Below are 17,317 nucleotides of genomic sequence, written 5' to 3'. Positions count from 1 at the left end.
ATCTTTCCTGGCCTTATCGATCGTTACCCACAAAAAGTTGGCTGATCCGTTTTCCGAAATCCTCGATCGCAAAGGTTGCCGTGTCCATTTTTTTATACCAGTTTTTAACCGTGTCCAATACCCATGAGGAAACCTTGACCCCGTCGATTAAAGGATAGAATTGTTCATATCCCCAAAGCAAGTGCTCCCATCGACGGTCGTTTCCGGGTTTTACATATTCCGATACATCCAAGAGTTTTGCTCTTCCGTCTTGTAAAAGGATGTTTTTCAAATGTATGTCTCGCGGATTCAATCCGACGCTTCGGACATACTTGCGAGCTTCTTCCACATCGTCAATTGCCTGTCTTGGAATATGGATGCCTTGCAGCAGGCAATCATACAGGGTAACCCCTGGTTCGTAACTGAGCACCAAATAGTTTTTCCCCGCCCCATAACATTTTGGAAAATACGGAGATTCATCCAACTTCGAGTAAACCTGTTCCTCCACTGTTTTTTTCGCTTCAGCTTCCGCAGTGTAAACCTTAAATGCATATTCGGGAAGCTCTTGATGTCGAAATACGGCGGCATCCGTACCGATCCCGATGCAGCGCAACCCCTCGGCGCTTCCTAAAACGATCACGGGTGCATTGTCTTCTTGTGCAAGAACTTGTATTTGATTGAGAGCGCCTTCTGCCCAATTCCAGTTTGGAACCATGACACCATCTCCTGTCATCGTCTTTCCGGAGTCGCACTTTTATTGCTGCCCTCGTTGCCAGGGTCTTTTTATTTTACCACGCGAGGGAAGAATGTTCTCGGGACAATCGCATGAAAAAAGGAGCAACAGATTATTCTGCTGCCCCATATTGGCAATGTGTTATTAAATCGCCTGGGATAGATTCTGAATCGCCAACTTGTTTTCAATTTCTCGCAAAAGAAAAGAAGTTTCCGCTTGAAGATGGTTCAGACTGGTATCGATTTTGTCTAACTCTCTGCTGATTTTGGTTAGTCGGTACTCCACATCGTTACTGGTCATAGCAAGCGACATAAAATACACATTGCTCTGCATATACGACTCATCTCCCTACTCCCCGAGTCCTGGTAGCCTAATTATACAAATAGGTGTAAGAGAAATATGTCGAAGTTTGTAACATGTCAAAAAACGGTTCTAAAGTCCTAGATCCTTGAAGCAGCAACAGATCCGGACCGGTTCATTCACTTTCAACTTTTTTTTGCAATCTCGTACACCTCTTGAAACGTTACCCCGTACTGCCTTGCCGCCTTGGCCACATCTTCAAACTCCGGAGCTTCGTGGACCATTCTGTCTCTTAGGTACGCTTGCTTTACACGAATTCGCCCAAAAGGGGTTTCTGCCAGACGAAACTTCCGGTCCAATATCTGGCGAGACCATACACTTCGGCGGACTCCCAACGTTGTTGTTTCTACCAGCAGAACTTCTTCACACCGGTCCGCCGTTTCCGGCAAGGCAAGAACTGTCACCAGTGTACCGGGCCGGTTTTTCTTCATATAAACCGGAGTGTAAAACACATCTAGAGCCTCCGCGTCAAACAACCTCTCCATCGTATAGCCAAGAGCTTCACCCGTAATGTCATCAAGTTGTGCTTCCAGAATAAAAATCGGCTCTCTGCCATCCGCGATCCCAGCCAGGTTTGGAAGTTCGCTGTTCGTACCAGACTTTTGAACCAACAACGCCCTGAGCACATTTGGATGGTCAAACTCCTTCTCTCCCGCCCCATATCCAATTCGTTCGATCGTCATAGAAGCAATTGGCCCAAACTCTTTCACCAGGGCTTGCAATATACCTGCTCCTGTCGGAGTGGTCAATTCCCCTTGCACGTCCAACTCGGCCAATGGCACCCCTTTCAGAAGTTCCGCAGTCGCGGGGGCAGGTATCGGATAGAGTCCATGTGCCATGCGAACTTTACCGTGACCTGTGGGAACAGGTGATGCGTAGATTTCGTCAATTCCGAGGTTCTCAAGGGCCAAACAAACTCCGACTATATCAATGATGGAATCCATTGCTCCCACTTCATGAAAATGAACTTCACTCGGATCAATTCCATGAATCTTGCCTTCCGCCACGGCAATTGCTTCAAAAACCGCCCGGCTGCGTTGTTTTACCCGTGGCGGAAGTTCACTGTGATCGATCATGGCGAAAATCTCGGCTGCCCGACGGTGCTCATGGTGGTGCTCATGGTGGTGCTCATGGTGGTGCTCATGGTGGTGCTCATGGTGGTGCTCATGGTGGTGCTCATGGTGGTGCTCATGGTGGTGCTCATGGTGGTGCTCATGGTGGTAGGAGCCGCCGATGTGCAGATGCAGTTTTTTCGCGGCAATTCCCCGTTTCACAACCGTGTCAACATGCATATCAAACGGATCAAGCGGCAGTCGCTTTAAATGTCCCACTATATAAGAAAGATCTGCCCCCAGATCAATCAGGGCAGCCAATGTCATATCACCGGAAATCCCGGAGATGCAATCCAAATATAACGCCTTCATGGGGAACAAGCCTCCATAACAAGTTGTTGGATAATGGCAGCTGAATAACCGGCGCCAAATCCATTGTCGATGTTCACCACCGTTACTCCCGCAGCACAGGATGTCATCATCGAGAGCAGCGGAGTCAAACCTTGAAAGTGTGCACCATATCCTACGGACGTCGGCACGGCAATTACAGGCCGCCGAACCAAACCGCCCACCACGCTTGCGAGGGCACCTTCCATACCAGCCACCACAATAAGCACTTGAGCTTCTCGAAGCTTATCCCGGTAAGCGAGCAGGCGATCTATGCCTGCCACTCCCACGTCATAGATTCTTTCGACTTGACATCCCATCCACTCGGCCGTTCCGGCAGCCTCTTCCGCGACTGGAAGATCGGATGTTCCAGCACAAAGAACGAGGACCTTTCCCGGGAATCTGCGAGCAGACTCCCCACAAGTCAGGAGTCTAGATACAGAGTCATAGACCGCATCCGGAAAATCTGCTTGCACCGCCACAGCCATCTCTTCCGTTGCCCGGGTCACCATTGCCCGACCATGAACTTCCATCAGACGGTGAAAAATTTCTCGCACCTGTGAGACTGTCTTGCCGTGTCCGAAGATGACTTCCGGGTACCCGGTTCTTTCTTCCCTTCCAATATCCACTTTGCAAAATCCTAAATCTTCAAATTCTCTCATATGACTCTCCTGTCTACAGAACCTTCAGCAGAGTTTCATTCATTGAACCACTTCGATATCCCTGCAGATCGAGCGTAACATAGGCAAATCCTTCGCCTTTTAAAACTTCTGTTATTTGGTCGGCCATTTGCAATACAAGCGCAAACTCCTCTCGAGGCACCTCGATACGGGCGATCGTGTCATGATGCCGGATCCGAAGCTGCCGGAATCCCATTTTCCGCAATGCCTCTTCCCCCCGGTCCAGCTGTTCCACCTTTTCCATGGTAATAATGTTCCCGTACGGAATTCGGGAGGATAAACAGGCAAAAGACGGTTTGTCCCAATTGGGCAACCCCATTTCACGCGCCAATTGTCGAAGCTCTTCCTTATATAAATCGGCTTCTTGCAGCACACTGCGGATCTCATATTCCTTTGCGGCCCTCCGCCCCGGCCGATAGTCGCCGAGATCGTCCATATTGGCTCCATCCAGAATCCACGGAATTTGTCTTTCCTTCGCCAGTTGAGTCAGACTGGAATAAAGACCTGTCTTACAGTGATAACAACGGTCCGGATTGTTGGCTACAAAGTTGGGGTTTTCCATTTCCTTGATTTGTATAACTTCATGTCGTGCGCCTACCTTCTGAGCCAACTCGATCGCTTCATTCAATTCTCGTTCCGGAAATGTTTCGGAAGCAGCCGTCACCGCCAATACTTTGTCACCTAATTCTTCTAATGCTCTTGCCAAAACAAACGTTGAATCAATCCCCGCTGAAAATGCGACAATCACTTCGTCCATTTCCCGCAAAATTTCACCTAAACGTTTATTCTTCGTCCGAAGATCCATAAAATCCTCTCCTCTTCGTACCCCTTATAACGCCCAGAGATTAAACAGCCCTTCTGTAACTCCCAGGTTATACATGTAATAAATACCAAACGCGGTACTGACACCCCCTATAATTCTACTCAGTACATGATTGATATCTGTCTTTTTCGCGCTTAATACGAATGGTATCCCGATCATCGTAGTGGAAAGGAGCATTCCAATAACCGTTCCCGCACCGAAAACCAAGATATATACGGCCCCTTCCCATACACTCTTCACCTCAGACATGGTCCATAACACAAGGGCAGCGCTTCCGGCAAGACCATGAATCAAACCGATGATCATTGACTTCAAATAAGACACACCATGATGTGGATGATCATGTGACCCGACCTGTTCATGAGAGTGAAAGTGTTTATGTGCAACCCCACCGTGCTCGTGCACATGAACATGGATTTTCTTTTTATTGTAGGAAAGCAAGCTTGTTATTCCCAAGTAAACAAGCATAATACCAACAAGGAATTCCAGAGACATGGCCCATTTTTCCGGTATCTCGTTCTTCAGCCGAATGAACACCATCCCCACGCCAAAAAGTGTCGCCGTATGTCCAATTCCCCAGAACACACCGGACAAAGAAGCATTCCGTAATCTTTTCGTCTGACTGGCTACTGTCGATACTGCAATTACGTGATCAGGCTCAATCGCATGTTTGATCCCCAATCCAAAAGCAAGCGTCAGCACTGAGAGCAAACTTTGTTCCATAACGTACCTCCCCCAAGCATTTATAAACTCCTTAATCTTCCACGTATGGAATGGTTAGAGGTCCGAGCGGGAGTACTGCAACTGACATGTTTTCCCCGTATTTCGCCCTCAGCTCATCCAGGGTCTTCTCGATATCATGAATCGGTTTGAACATGGCTCTCTCCACCTCTTCATCGGATAACGAAGAATATACCAATACATCTGCCCATACTTGAATGACAGCTTGTTTCTGCACTTGCCACTGATCAAAAACCTGAAACGCCGGGTCATTAATCATGTCAAGAATCTCCTGCGGCGTCCTGCGCATTTGAAGAATCTTCGCATAATTCCCATGATTTGGCAGTCCGTCCGAACACTCAGCCGCACAGATGATGGTGCCGCCTTGTTTCACAATTTTGTGTGCCGCACTCATGCCTTTTACCGCTTGATAAAGGTTCTGGTCAAGAGGATAGCCGGAGTTTGACGTGATCACTACATCAAACCGCTGATCACATTTAATCATCGCATGCTCTTTCACAAAAGCGCATCCCACTGAATGGGCCTCAAACAACTCGCCGGCAAATACTTCTGTGATTTCCTTGTCCCCGTTTAAAGTGAAGTTTAACATAAAATCGGGTTTGCACATCTTATTGATTTCTCCGCTCATTTCCTGCACCGGGTTGCCTTCCATGTTGCCCCAGGTTGCGAGCGGATCGCCTATCATCCTCGCATTGTGGAACGTCAGAATGGTCTCCAAGCCGGCAACCCCCGGCATGATTCCTTTCGGTCCGCCTGAAAATCCCGCGAAGAAATGCGGTTCAATAAAGCCTGTGACAATGCGAAAATCAGCCTCCACATATTCCTTATTAAGGTACACATCACAACCGAAACGGCTTGTACCAACCTTAACCTGTGTCGACTTGTCATGGCAGTTGTTGTTGATGATCCGGACGTTCTCAACGACCCATTCGCCAAGCATCTCTACAAATTCTTCCCTCATCTGGTCACGATGAGTTCCTGTTCCGTTTATCACAACGAATTGTTCAAGAGGGACATGAGACAATTCTTCCAATAGCCATGGTACAAGCTTGTGGTTTGGTGTTGGACGGGTAATGTCGCTGATGACAATTGCCACGCGATCCGTCTTTTTGACCATCTCACGAAGCGGGATCGATCCGATCGGGTTCCGAAGAGAGTGGAGTACCGCCCCCTTTTCATCTGCAAGTCCGTCAAGATGGATAGGTTCGACCACAACTGCCGTGTCAGGCACATTAACCGTTACTCCTTCTTTTCCATATTCAAGCTTGATCTTCAAAAGCCATCCCTCCTCAGTGAACAGCAACAGAGCTGTCCCCTATATTCACTGGACTCGGTTAGGAGCCAATTCCGCCGCTTGGCGCAATGCTTCTTTCAGACTTAGTTCGTCAGCAATTCCTTTGCCTGCAATATCGAACGCAGTTCCGTGATCAACGCTGGTACGGATAATGGGGAGCCCCACGGTGATGTTGACTCCCGCTTCCAAGCCGAGCACCTTCACCGGCCCATGTCCCTGGTCGTGATACATCGCGACTACAATATCGAAATCCCCTCTTGTAGTACGGAAAAATAGGGTATCGGCCGGAAGCGGTCCTACTGCATGAATCCCTTCTTTTTGTGCCTGTTCCACAGCCGGTACCACTTTTTCTTCCTCTTCTCCGTATCCGAAGAGGCCGTTTTCCCCAGCATGCGGATTGATCCCGCAAACCGCAATACGCGGGTTTTGATAACCTGCCTTTTTCAGGGTATCATGAGCCAGTTTGATCACAGTATATACACGCTTTGGATTGATCTGTTTAACAGCGTCAATAATCCCAATATGCGTAGTCACATGAATGACTTTCAATTTAGGAGCCGACAGCATCATCGAAAAATCTTCCGTATTTGTCAATTTGGCCAGAATTTCCGTATGTCCCGGGAAAATATGTCCGGCTTTATGAAGAGCTTCCTTATTGAGAGGAGCTGTACATATTGCATCGATCTTCCCGTCATTTGCCAATTGAATAGCCCTTTCCAAATAGCGGAAAGCGGCGTTGCCTGCCTCAGCAGACACCTGCCCAAACGGCAAATCTGCCGGTAATAAATTCAAGTCCATGCAATCTACAGTCCCATATTCAAAGCAAGCTTCTTCTACAGACTCAATCACTCGAACCTTCATATTCCCGTTTACAATTTGATTCGCTTGTTCGAGTCTTTTCGCGTCTCCAATCACGAAAGGCGCGGATATCTCGTACATTTCTTGATCCTGAAGAGCCTTAATTATAATTTCAGGTCCTACACCTGCACCGTCACCCATGGTAATTGCAATAATCGGCTTGGCAATTGACATTCTGATCTCTCCCGTCTTTTGATGGCTTTAGCAGTTCTAAAAAGCTTTGCGAAGTAATTCTTCAAACCCTTCTTTTGTCGGTACGCGAGGATTGTTCCGTACTAATCGGGCAATTCCCAATGCCTTCTCCGCAATTTCGGGAATATCGGTTTCCCGGATTCCAATTTGAGACAGACGCGTTGGCAAGCCGATCTCCTCAAGCAGATGAAACACAGCCTTAGAGGCCGCCAATGCCAGTTCCTTTTCACCAAGACCGTTCGTATCAGCATCAAACGCTTTTGCAATTTGAATCATTTTATCTTTTTCTACTGCAGCGTTATACTCCATCACATAGGGCAATAGGAGACCCGTTACCTCTCCGTGCGGAGATTTCACCAATCCGCCAATCGGATATGCCAGGGCATGAGCAGCAGCCGTGCCTGCATTCGAGAAAGCCATTCCGGCAAGCAAACTGCCTAATAGCATGTTGGATCGCGCTTCCAGATTGCTGCCTTGGTGCACTGCCAATGTTAAATTGTTAGCGATCAGTTCAATCGCCTGCAAGGCCAATGCGTCACTAATCGGAATCGAGCCCTGAAACAACAGATTGCCTTCAGCCTGAATATATTTATAGGTTTTGGCTGTATACGCCTCCACAGCATGAGCGAGCGCATCAATTCCGGAGCAGGCTGTCACATAAGGCGGCAAACCGGTTGTCAGCTCAGGATCCAGCAGAGCAACAGCAGGTCGGAGATAATTGTCGGAGATCCCCACTTTGATATTGTTTTCGACATCTGTTAGGACCGCTACAGATGTTACCTCTGAACCCGTTCCAGCTGTGGTGGGAATTGCAATCAAAGGAGCGATCGGCCCCGGAACCTGGTTTTCCCCGCCAAAATAATCCAGCGGGTGTCCGCCATGAGCCATCAACAGTGCGACTATCTTCGCCAAGTCGATACTGCTTCCTCCACCAAGTCCAATTATTGCATCTGTATTGATTTGAGAGTTGGCAAACTGATGACATTCCAAAGCGGTACTGACCGGTGGTTCCGGGACCGCCTTGTCATATACCACTACCTTATAGTCAGCCTCTTGCAGCAAGGAAATCACCTGATCGGCTATACCAGCCTGTTTGATGCCAGGATCGGTGATTATCAATACATTCTTTGCCTGGAGCCGCCTGAGGATCAGATCCAGTCGTTGAATGGCTCCATTTCCAAAAACAATGCGTTCGGTTGAAAAAAACTCCCACGTATTTCTCATCCTGTTTCTTGTCCCCCCTTACAGATTGATGACAACGATGCGTTCATCTGTCATTTCCTGAACGGCGTAACGGGGACCTTCTTTGCCGATTCCGCTATCCTTGACACCGCCATAAGGCATTACGTCCGCACGGTAAGTCGAAACATCATTGATAATAACCCCGCCAAAATTCAGTGCCTGAGTGGCCCTCATTGCAAACTGGAGATTTGAGGTGAACAAACCCACTTGCAATCCGAACCGGGTATCATTCGCCTGCCGGTAAGCCTCCTCAATATCATCAAAAGGAATGATACTGATTACCGGCGCAAAAACTTCCTGACAAATTACCTTCATCTCTGGCTTCACATTCACCAGAATTGTAGGGTGCAGGATAGAACCTTCCCTGATCCCGCCGGAAACAACTGTTGCTCCCTGACCGACCGCCTCTTGAATCCATTCTTCCGCCCGTTTTGCTTCCTTCTCTGAAATCATGGGTCCCACGTCAGTACCGGGATCTTCCGGGTTGCCAACTTTCAACGACTCTGCAACTTGAACCGCATTTTGTACAAATAGATCGTATACTTCGCGATGAACATAAACACGCTGCACTGAAATACACGCTTGCCCCGCATTGCCAACTCCACGGGTTACACATAGCTCAGCTGCCTTCCCAATGTCAGGTGCGTCTTTGTGAACAATAGTAGGCGAGTTATTCCCCAGTTCAAGAGTGACCTTACGTATGCCCGTCGTGCTTTTAATGTGACGTCCCACGCCTGGGCTTCCAGTGAAAGTAAACATATCAATCCGATCATCTTCCAATAAAAATTGGCCGGTCTCATGACCCAATCCATTGACTATGTTAAGGTGGCCTCCAGGCAATCCGGCGTCCGTAAGTATCTCAGCCATTTTGCAAGCAATAATCGGAGTCAGTTCAGCCGGTTTTAAAACGACTGAATTCCCGGCTGCAATCGCGGGTCCGACCTTATGGGCCGTTAAATTGAAAGGGAAGTTAAACGGGGTAATTGCGCCAATAACACCAACCGGCACACGTACGGTAAACGCCATTTTCCCCTCATTGCCCGGCTGTCCCAATGGAATTCCCTCACCGGCAATTCGTTTTGCTTCTTCTGCCGAAGCAATAAACGTTTGGATCCCGCGATCAATCTCCGCACGGGCATCCTTGAGGACTTTGCCCACTTCCTGAACGAGAGTCATCGCTAATTCTTCTTTTCGCTGTTTAAAGATATCGGCTGCTGCCATCAAAATCTCGTAGCGTTCGTAAGGGCTCAGTTTCTTTTTACTGAACGTCTCTTTCGCACTCGTCACCGCATCGGCAACCTCTTCTCTGGTTGCTTTCGCAATGCGGGCAATCTCTTCACCTGTATATTTATTAAATACCGGCAGATAGTCTTTGCCTTCGGTCCACTGTCCATTGATAAAGTTTCCGTACACAAGCACTTCCTTCTCTGCACTTGTTTGCATGACTTCACACTCCCACCCTAAATGTTAGTTATGCCATTTATGCAAATAACCATCGTTACCAAAGTTGAGCTCCTGCAAGTCGCCAATTATCTCTATGTGGTCCCTATCTGTAATCTCCGGGAGTAATGATTCAGACACATACAGGTATTCAAGATGCAGCGTATTGGGGATTAACACGATTCTTGCCTGCTCCGGTTCAGTCCCCCAGTTCGCCCGCAAAGCGGCGGAAAGTGCCTCCCGATCATTGTCAAGAACAATCGGTATCATCGCTCGATGCAGAAATGTGCTTGTGACGACATTTTCATTCATTTTTTGAAAATCGATCTTATCAAACAGCCGCTTGGTTGTTAGATCAGCAAGACCGATTCCCAACGAATTGCCGTGAGACTCTTCGCTCAGATCGCTTGCAATGATGTACTTTATCCGTGGAGTTTTTGGTTCTTCCACACCATGGATGCGAATTCTTCCGATTATGTTGGTATCCATGCCGGTTCCGCTGTAGTTTTTCCCGATCTCCCCGACGGCCAGGACATCGATGTCCTCGACAGGCAGTTTGGGCATTAACGCGGCTGATTCTCTTAGCAATTCACTTTCCCGATGCGGGATGTTTTCTGGGGGAATCGCTTCAATCTTGGCGGTCTGTTCAAACGCGTTTTCTATGATTGCAACTCCGCAAAGGATGTTTGCCTTTTCCAATACGACGCGTGCGACTTCCGGCATAATATCCCGTATCCCTTGAACTCCGTAACTGTGAATCAAGAGGGCCTGCTTATGCTTGCCAAGACCAATGGCAGCCATCTTCATCAGACCGCTTTCAATCCCGATCGGAGATTTGAAATCCGTATGCACCTTGACTCGTCCCATCAGAATTATGCCATCCGCTTCCCAAGCGTATTTATCGACATATACAGGCATTCCGCCAGGGGTATCCCCTGCGTGTACCACTTCCATCGAAGAAAGGATAGGAGCACCACAGAACTCCTCCGTAATTCCAAGGCTCTCCAGAACTTCAACTTGACCTTGTGCCGTGGCTCCGCCATGACTTCCCATTGCCGGTACAATAAACGGCAGGGCACCCATTTTTTTAAGTTCGTTTACGGTGGCGCGGATAATCATCGGAATGTTGGCGATCCCGCGACTTCCCGCCGTTATTGCCACTCTCATTCCTGGAGTGATCTTTCGACCTAATCCTGCCTGTGTTAACTGTTCGGATACGGCAGCGTCAATATCCTCTACAACAGGACCTTGAAAATGCTGTTTGATTTTCACTATCCTTGGAAATTTCATGAGACTCGATGCCCCTCCTTCGTTCAGGTATGTCTGTCTACTTCAAAATCGACGGTAACCAAGTTGAAACAGCCGGCACGTACGTAATAATTAAAATGTCGGCAACCAGGACAAAGAAGAACGGTAGTAAAGCTTTCGACAGCTGGTCCAATTTCACATTTGCTATCTGGCAGGCGACAAACAGGTTGACCCCAACAGGCGGTGTCACCATACCCATTGCCAAGTTAACGATCACAATCATTCCGAAATGAACCGGGTCGATGCCTAGTGCAACTGCTACCGGTGTCAATAACGGAGCCAAGATTATGATCGAAGCGGATGTCTCAAAAAACATTCCGACAAACCACAACAAAATGTTAACAAGAAGCAGGAAGACAATCGGGCTGTCCGAAATGGAAGTGAAGAAGGAAGCGATCTCTTGCGGTACCTGTTCCCGTGTCAAGATCCATCCGAACATGCCGGCATTGGCAATAATGATCATAATGATAGCTGTGGTGATGGAAGACTTCGCAAATATTTCAATCAGATCCTTCCACTTCACTTCGCGATATATGAATACCCCTACAATAAAGGCGTAGGCCACAGCAACCACAGCTGCCTCAGTCGGTGTAAATACGCCGCCATAAATTCCACCCAGAATAATAACCGGCATCAATAAAGCCAAAAACGCTTCTTTAAAAGCGGTCAATCTCATCGCCCAGGTAATTCCGGACTCACCCGTGTAACCCCGACGCTTTGACAGATACCAGCATGCGACAATGAGAGATCCCCCGATCAGCAGCCCCGGAAGAAAACCTGCCATAAACAAATCTCCGATCGACACACCGGCTGAGATCCCAAAGAGTATCATTGGAATCGAAGGCGGGATAATAACGCCTAATTCCCCTGACACGGCTTGTGTCGCGGCTGCAAAGCGAAGATCATATCCTCTTTTCACCATGGCGGGAATCAGAATGGAACCAATTGCCGCAGTAGTTGCCGCGCTTGAACCGGAAATCGCAGAAAAGAACATCGCGGTAATCACCGTAACAACAGCCAGTCCTCCGGTCATTCCCCCGGCTAAGGAGTTTGCAAAGTTGACCAATCGGCGGGATATTCCACCTGTCTCCATAAGCGATCCTGCCAGAATAAAGAAGGGAATCGCCATCAACGGAAAGGAATCAAGAGCCGCAAACATCCGTTGAATGAGAACCAGCAGCGGCATATCTCCTTCGCTCAGGAAGGCAATTGTTGAGGCAAGACCCAATGACAAAGCAACAGGTACGCTAAATAATAAAAGTATAAGTAAGGAAACCAACATAACTGAAGCCATATTATTCCGCCCCCTTGAAGAAATCCCGCTTGGCTTCACCCTGTAACGTCTCTAACAGGACGGCTGTCGAATTTAAAAGCATGAAAAAGCCGCCGGCAGGAACAGAAGCATATGGAATTGACATCGGCAGCTTCATGCCGGGAGAAAGTTGTGCAGAAACATGACCCAACATTTCAAAGCCATAGACAATCATGATGACAAAAAAGAACATAGATAGGATAAGAACGAGAATCTTCAATGTCTTTTGCAGGTTTTTACTCAGCCGTTCGGAAATTGCTTCCACACCGATCAACGCACTATAACGAACAGCGAGGGAGGCTCCGATAAACACCAACCAGATCATAAGGTACCGAGCCAATTCTTCCGTCCATCGCGGCAGCTCAATGTCGGCATATTTGGTTAAAAATCGAACAATCACCTGATAGACGATAATTGCGGACATACCCATCAGCAATAGAGCAGCAAAATAACGCAGCAATCTGTTGATCGCATCAATTCCCTTAATTACACTTTGCAAATAAGTCACCCCTTGGTATGGATTGGCGGATAGGTTTCCCTATCCGCCAAGTCTTGCTTTCAGCGTTCTTATTTGGTATTCCGAATACTTTCAATCAATTCTTTTCCAAATTTCGGTTCATACTTGTCATACACCTGTTTAACCGCGTCCATGAAAGGCTTGGTGTCCGGAGTTTCAACAATTTGCATGCCTTTGTTTTTCAGATCCCCCAGATATTGCTTCTCCATGTCTTGAACGACTTGACGTTCATACTTACCCGCTTCAACTGCGGCTTGCTCAATCGCTTTTTTCTGATCATCGGTTAAACCGTCAAATTTACTCTTCGCAATCAGCATAAGGGATGGAGAATAGAAGTGACGAGTCATCGTCAGATGTTTCTGCACTTCATAGAAACGGGACGTCATAATAACCGGCACCGGATTTTCTTCCGCATCAATAACTCCTTGCTGCAGAGCCGTAAACAATTCGGTGAACGCCATCGGTGTCGGAGCGGAACCTAATGCTCGGAACGAATCCATATGAATGTCGTTCTCCATTGTACGGATCTTAAGGCCCTTCAAATCCTCCGGTTTATTGACAGCTCGTTTACTGTTGGTTACGTTTCGGAATCCGTTTTCCCACCAAGCGAGAGTTTTCACACTAAGCTTTGATTCAACTTTGTTTCGAAGCTCAGTCCCAATTTTTCCGTCCAGCACTTTGTGTGCATGTTCAGCATCACGGAACAGGAACGGAAGGTCAACGACGGTTACTTCAGGAGCGAAACCGCTCATAGGTCCAGTGGAAGTCAGCACCATATCAATACTTCCTACCTTGAGGCCTTCGATCATATCCCGTTCCCCGCCCAACGAACCGTTAGGGAAGATTTTGATCTTGACTTGGCCATTGGTTTTGGACTCGACCAATTCCTTAAACTTCTCCATCCCCTTTTGGTAATGGGATGTATCGGAAAGTGTATGGCCGATTTTCAACTCAACAGCTTTGCCGCTTCCGCCTGAAGAAGCGGAAGTGTTTTGTTTTTCCCCGCCACCGCTGCCACAAGCGGTTAAAGTAAGCATGGAAGCTACTGCCAAAAGACTAAAAACTTTTTTCATGGATAGACCCCCTGTATGTTTTTATTTTTTCCACGGCATGAACCAAGGAAAAACGATTTCCAAACGCACCGGCTTTGGTGATGATTGGAAGAGCATCCGCACTACCGCCAATTACTTGAGAAAAGGGAATCCCCTCTTCCACTTCATCGAGAATCCAGAAAGCTTTCACTTGCAGGTACTTACAAGTTCGGTACGCAATATCACCTCCTGTAAGCACCATGCCTCCCAACTTCCGCCGCGATACAACCATAGCTCCTAACTTACCTAAACAATCAGCAATTTGGTTTCCTGCATACAGACCGTCGCGCCCATTTTTTCTCATCCATTCTCCGACTGGTAGCCTCGTTGATTCAGAAACGTCAGTGGTCAGCACCGGACTTTTTCCATTATCTATTACATCTATTAGAAGTTTTGTTATTTTTTCTAACTCTTCTCCCCTTTCGGAATCTTCCAAAAACGATAAAGGGTTTGCGACGATAACTTGAAACTCATCCCGCTCATTCAGAGCTTCAATTTGTTGTCTGGTGATCGCATTTACACTGCCGGCAACAACAAACGTCGGGAAGAAACTGTTTGTTTCCGGTTCTTTTTGTTCTGTTCTTGCTTTCCGTTTAAGATCAATTACCTCTGACAAGGAGTGGGCCAGTCCGGCCGATCCCACCCAGAGGGTCTTTAAGCCACTAGTCGAAACGGCTTCTGTAATCGCTTTCAAATCGTCTTGAAAAACAGCATCAAAAACTATTATGGAATTCCCCTGTGCCACCATATCCCTAACGCGGTCTGTAAGTCCGGCGCCCGATTCTCTGATGGTCTTAAGTTCAACATGGCCTATCGGCCTTTTTGATTGTCCGGAGAGAAGAGTAGGTATATGAGATTGAGTAACAGGGCATTTAGGATCTCGAGCAATCTCTGAATCTTCCAGCAGCATCTGGTTCACCAGGTGATATCCGCCAATGGTTTTTCGGTCATTTTTCGGATAAGCGGGAACTACAACCGCCAGATCAAAAGGTAAACTGTCCATCAAGGCATCAATTTCCGCACCAATATTGCCGCGCATGGTAGAATCAATTTTTTTGTACACATAAGGTACCAGATTCAGATCGAGGTGCCGCGCAATCTCTTTGGTACGTTCATAAGCCAACTGTGAATGCAAGGACCTTGTTTCCGCATTGAAAACGCATACATCAGCATCATTATTAAGATCATTCCATTCCGCATCCAGAAGAGACAGGGTACGGAACCCTTGTTTCGCAAATTGAAGCCCCGCATCATTCGATCCTGTCAGATCATCCGCAATGATGACTAATCTCGACAATGAATCCATCACCTTCTTATCTAAACAACACATTTAGAATTGACTTTACATTTAAAACATTACTTGAGATAGATGCAAAATTCAATAGTTAATTCTCTAAAAGTTGTTTCATATTGCAACGATTTTATTCCATATCCTTTATTTTCCTCCATAGAGTAGAACGATTGATCCCCAGACGCTTGGCAGCTTTCGACTGATTGTATTCTTCCTCGATCAGAACCTGGGTGATGATCTCTTTCTCAAGTTGTACGAGAGTTTTTCCCGATATGTCCAACCCAGTTCCGGCGGGCAAGATAATTCGTTCTTTAAACAGGTCATCCAGAATCGATTCAACATCTTCCAACTTAATAAACGGGGCTTTCCCTGTGATACACAACTTCCGAACCACATTTTTCAGTTCCATGACGTTACCGGGCCAATTCGCTTCTTTAAGCCGCTTCATGACTTCCGGTCGCAAACCGACTATCTGTTTTCCAAGAGCAGGATTTAGAGATGCTATAAACCAACGAACCAATTCATCTATATCTTCCTTTCGCTCCCGTAATGGCGGGATCGTCAAACTGCCTGTATTAATCAAATGAAACAGATCTTCCCTGAATTCACCATCCGCTACATGATTCTTTAAATTTTGGGCATTGGCTGCAATCAGACGGACATCAATCGGAATCGCCTTTTTGCCGTTAAGACGAACCACCTTTTTCTCCTGCAGAACGTTAATCAGCTTAGCCTGGATCGAGAGAGGCATTTTCCCTATCGCATCGATAAATAGTGTACCTCCATCCGCCAGTTCAAACACGCCTCGCTTGTTGTCTTCATTGCCTTCATATCCGAAAATCTCAAGCTCCAACTGCTCCTCTTTATACGATTCACAATTCAAAAAAACAAACGGAAATTCTTTTCGATCACTTGCATTATGGATCGCTTGTGCAAAACTCGTTTTGCCTGTTCCAGCTTCCCCGTATATAAGAATCGGAAATTTGTTTTTGCTGTATTGCTTTGCAGCTTGGATGGTTTCCTTCATAATTTCCGAAGTAGCAACCAGATGATTAAAATGCATACGAGCCCGCAACCCTCCGCCGGCCAACTTATTACGGATCTGACTTTCCACCTTTTGAATTTTACTGACCGTTTGCAGGATCGCAACCGCACCCAACCTCTGTTCTTCCGATCGAATGGGATTTTTACTAATCATCACTTTTTCCCCATTAAGTGTTACTACATCGTCGGAGGATTGGCCCTCTCTTTCAATGTCCGAATCCAGTTGAAGCTGAGGATTGATCTCCTCAGGCCGTTTCCCTAAGGCTTGTCCCGCATTAATGCCGAGCAGCTCTTCCGCCTTCTGATTAAAGGCATATATTTCCCCAGCAGCATTGACGGCGACAATTCCGTCCCGGGAGCATGAAATGATTGCTTCTAACAATTGAATCCGCTCTTTTTCCTTTTTTGTATAGAAAGCCAGATGTTCGGCATCACGGATCGATTCCATAACAGCTTCTTTGCCGGAGGTAATCAGAATGGAGTTTAATCCGAGCCGGGCAGCAACCGAGGTGGAAATCACATCCCCAATGATCACTTGAATGCCCTGGTCGATCACTTCCTTAATTCTGCTCTCCACCTCTTGGTCTTCCCGGATAGGAAAAAAAGTTAAATTCATGTCGAGCAACGTACCGATGACATCCGCTCCCTCGATAATCGTACGATAGCTCATAAGACCAATCTTGCCGGGATAGCCTTTTACAAGCGTCAAAGTCCGCATGATATCGTATCCTGATATTTTCACTTCCACTACAGGAATACCGCAATTTTCCCGCAGAAGGCGTGCAGTGGCTCCGCGGCTAATGATCACATCGTAGCCTTTCCCCTCCATGCTTTTTGCAATGGACAGCCCCTTGTAAAGGTCTCCAACTTCCACGTAGATGTCTTTATTTAATTCCTCATTCACTTCCAAAAACAAGTCTTTAAGCCCTTGATACGGTGCAATAACTAATATTTTAGACATAAGTTCCCCTCT

General features: G+C 47.1%; 16 protein-coding genes. All 16 read right to left on the bottom strand.

Features of this window, described 5'->3' with window-relative positions:
* Positions 1–13: 13 nt before the first annotated feature.
* Entirely contained in the window at positions 14–694 is a 681-nt protein-coding gene (locus ACFO8Q_RS11960; RefSeq protein ID WP_380026005.1) for a serine/threonine protein kinase, read from the bottom strand.
* A 162-nt stretch (positions 695–856) separates the two neighbouring features.
* On the bottom strand, positions 857–1,045 hold the full coding sequence (locus ACFO8Q_RS11955; RefSeq protein WP_380026004.1) for a hypothetical protein: 189 nt from the start codon (positions 1,043–1,045) through the stop codon (positions 857–859).
* Positions 1,046–1,197: 152 nt separating this feature from the next.
* A complete protein-coding gene (larC, locus tag ACFO8Q_RS11950; RefSeq protein WP_380026003.1) occupies positions 1,198–2,496 on the bottom strand; it encodes a nickel pincer cofactor biosynthesis protein LarC in 1,299 nt (432 codons plus the stop codon).
* Positions 2,493–3,173, bottom strand: coding sequence for a nickel pincer cofactor biosynthesis protein LarB (gene larB, locus ACFO8Q_RS11945; RefSeq protein ID WP_380026002.1), 681 nt, complete (start codon positions 3,171–3,173; stop codon positions 2,493–2,495). The genes larC and larB overlap by 4 nt, the downstream gene beginning before the upstream one ends.
* A gap of 13 nt (positions 3,174–3,186) precedes the next feature.
* A complete protein-coding gene (gene larE, locus ACFO8Q_RS11940; RefSeq protein ID WP_380026001.1) occupies positions 3,187–3,996 on the bottom strand; it encodes an ATP-dependent sacrificial sulfur transferase LarE in 810 nt (269 codons plus the stop codon).
* Between the two features lie 24 nt (positions 3,997–4,020).
* On the bottom strand, positions 4,021–4,737 hold the full coding sequence (locus ACFO8Q_RS11935; RefSeq protein ID WP_380026000.1) for an urease accessory protein UreH domain-containing protein: 717 nt from the start codon (positions 4,735–4,737) through the stop codon (positions 4,021–4,023).
* A 31-nt stretch (positions 4,738–4,768) separates the two neighbouring features.
* Positions 4,769–6,031, bottom strand: a complete 1,263-nt coding sequence (larA, locus tag ACFO8Q_RS11930; RefSeq protein WP_380025999.1) for a nickel-dependent lactate racemase — start codon at positions 6,029–6,031, stop codon at positions 4,769–4,771.
* 45 nt (positions 6,032–6,076) lie between these two features.
* Positions 6,077–7,081, bottom strand: coding sequence for a 4-hydroxythreonine-4-phosphate dehydrogenase PdxA (gene pdxA, locus ACFO8Q_RS11925; protein ID WP_380025998.1), 1,005 nt, complete (start codon positions 7,079–7,081; stop codon positions 6,077–6,079).
* A gap of 36 nt (positions 7,082–7,117) precedes the next feature.
* A complete protein-coding gene (locus ACFO8Q_RS11920; RefSeq protein ID WP_380025997.1) occupies positions 7,118–8,323 on the bottom strand; it encodes a hydroxyacid-oxoacid transhydrogenase in 1,206 nt (401 codons plus the stop codon).
* An 18-nt stretch (positions 8,324–8,341) separates the two neighbouring features.
* Positions 8,342–9,784 carry an aldehyde dehydrogenase family protein gene (locus ACFO8Q_RS11915; protein WP_380025996.1) on the bottom strand — a complete coding sequence of 481 codons (1,443 nt, stop codon included), beginning with the start codon at positions 9,782–9,784 and terminating at the stop codon, positions 8,342–8,344.
* 24 nt (positions 9,785–9,808) lie between these two features.
* Positions 9,809–11,071: a nickel pincer cofactor-dependent isomerase, group 22 gene (locus ACFO8Q_RS11910; RefSeq protein WP_380025995.1), complete on the bottom strand. Its 1,263-nt coding sequence runs from the start codon at positions 11,069–11,071 to the stop codon at positions 9,809–9,811.
* A gap of 37 nt (positions 11,072–11,108) precedes the next feature.
* Positions 11,109–12,383, bottom strand: coding sequence for a TRAP transporter large permease (locus tag ACFO8Q_RS11905; RefSeq protein ID WP_380025994.1), 1,275 nt, complete (start codon positions 12,381–12,383; stop codon positions 11,109–11,111).
* A 1-nt stretch (position 12,384) separates the two neighbouring features.
* Entirely contained in the window at positions 12,385–12,909 is a 525-nt protein-coding gene (locus tag ACFO8Q_RS11900; RefSeq protein WP_380025993.1) for a TRAP transporter small permease, read from the bottom strand.
* A 59-nt stretch (positions 12,910–12,968) separates the two neighbouring features.
* Positions 12,969–13,991, bottom strand: coding sequence for a TRAP transporter substrate-binding protein (locus ACFO8Q_RS11895; protein ID WP_380025992.1), 1,023 nt, complete (start codon positions 13,989–13,991; stop codon positions 12,969–12,971).
* Positions 13,975–15,306 (bottom strand): four-carbon acid sugar kinase family protein, encoded by a 1,332-nt coding sequence (locus tag ACFO8Q_RS11890; RefSeq protein WP_380025991.1) that lies wholly within the window; start codon positions 15,304–15,306, stop codon positions 13,975–13,977. Before ACFO8Q_RS11890 ends, ACFO8Q_RS11895 begins: the two co-directional genes overlap by 17 nt.
* A gap of 124 nt (positions 15,307–15,430) precedes the next feature.
* Positions 15,431–17,305 carry a PrpR N-terminal domain-containing protein gene (locus tag ACFO8Q_RS11885; RefSeq protein ID WP_380025990.1) on the bottom strand — a complete coding sequence of 625 codons (1,875 nt, stop codon included), beginning with the start codon at positions 17,303–17,305 and terminating at the stop codon, positions 15,431–15,433.
* Positions 17,306–17,317 lie beyond the last annotated feature (12 nt).

The sequence above is a fragment of the Effusibacillus consociatus genome (genome assembly GCF_042652925.1).
GTDB lineage: Bacteria > Bacillota > Bacilli > Tumebacillales > Effusibacillaceae > Effusibacillus > Effusibacillus consociatus.
This window is presented reverse-complemented; position numbering and strand designations above follow the sequence as displayed.

Coding starts and splice junctions, on each gene's coding strand:
- ACFO8Q_RS11960 (WP_380026005.1), bottom strand. CDS start 694: ATGGTTCCAAACTGGAATTGGGCAGAAGGCGCTCTCAATCAAATACAA.
- ACFO8Q_RS11955 (WP_380026004.1), bottom strand. CDS start 1,045: ATGCAGAGCAATGTGTATTTTATGTCGCTTGCTATGACCAGTAACGAT.
- larC (WP_380026003.1), bottom strand. CDS start 2,496: ATGAAGGCGTTATATTTGGATTGCATCTCCGGGATTTCCGGTGATATG.
- larB (WP_380026002.1), bottom strand. CDS start 3,173: ATGAGAGAATTTGAAGATTTAGGATTTTGCAAAGTGGATATTGGAAGG.
- larE (WP_380026001.1), bottom strand. CDS start 3,996: ATGGATCTTCGGACGAAGAATAAACGTTTAGGTGAAATTTTGCGGGAA.
- ACFO8Q_RS11935 (WP_380026000.1), bottom strand. CDS start 4,737: ATGGAACAAAGTTTGCTCTCAGTGCTGACGCTTGCTTTTGGATTGGGG.
- pdxA (WP_380025998.1), bottom strand. CDS start 7,081: ATGTCAATTGCCAAGCCGATTATTGCAATTACCATGGGTGACGGTGCA.
- ACFO8Q_RS11920 (WP_380025997.1), bottom strand. CDS start 8,323: ATGAGAAATACGTGGGAGTTTTTTTCAACCGAACGCATTGTTTTTGGA.
- ACFO8Q_RS11915 (WP_380025996.1), bottom strand. CDS start 9,784: ATGCAAACAAGTGCAGAGAAGGAAGTGCTTGTGTACGGAAACTTTATC.
- ACFO8Q_RS11910 (WP_380025995.1), bottom strand. CDS start 11,071: ATGAAATTTCCAAGGATAGTGAAAATCAAACAGCATTTTCAAGGTCCT.
- ACFO8Q_RS11905 (WP_380025994.1), bottom strand. CDS start 12,383: ATGGCTTCAGTTATGTTGGTTTCCTTACTTATACTTTTATTATTTAGC.
- ACFO8Q_RS11895 (WP_380025992.1), bottom strand. CDS start 13,991: ATGAAAAAAGTTTTTAGTCTTTTGGCAGTAGCTTCCATGCTTACTTTA.
- ACFO8Q_RS11885 (WP_380025990.1), bottom strand. CDS start 17,305: ATGTCTAAAATATTAGTTATTGCACCGTATCAAGGGCTTAAAGACTTG.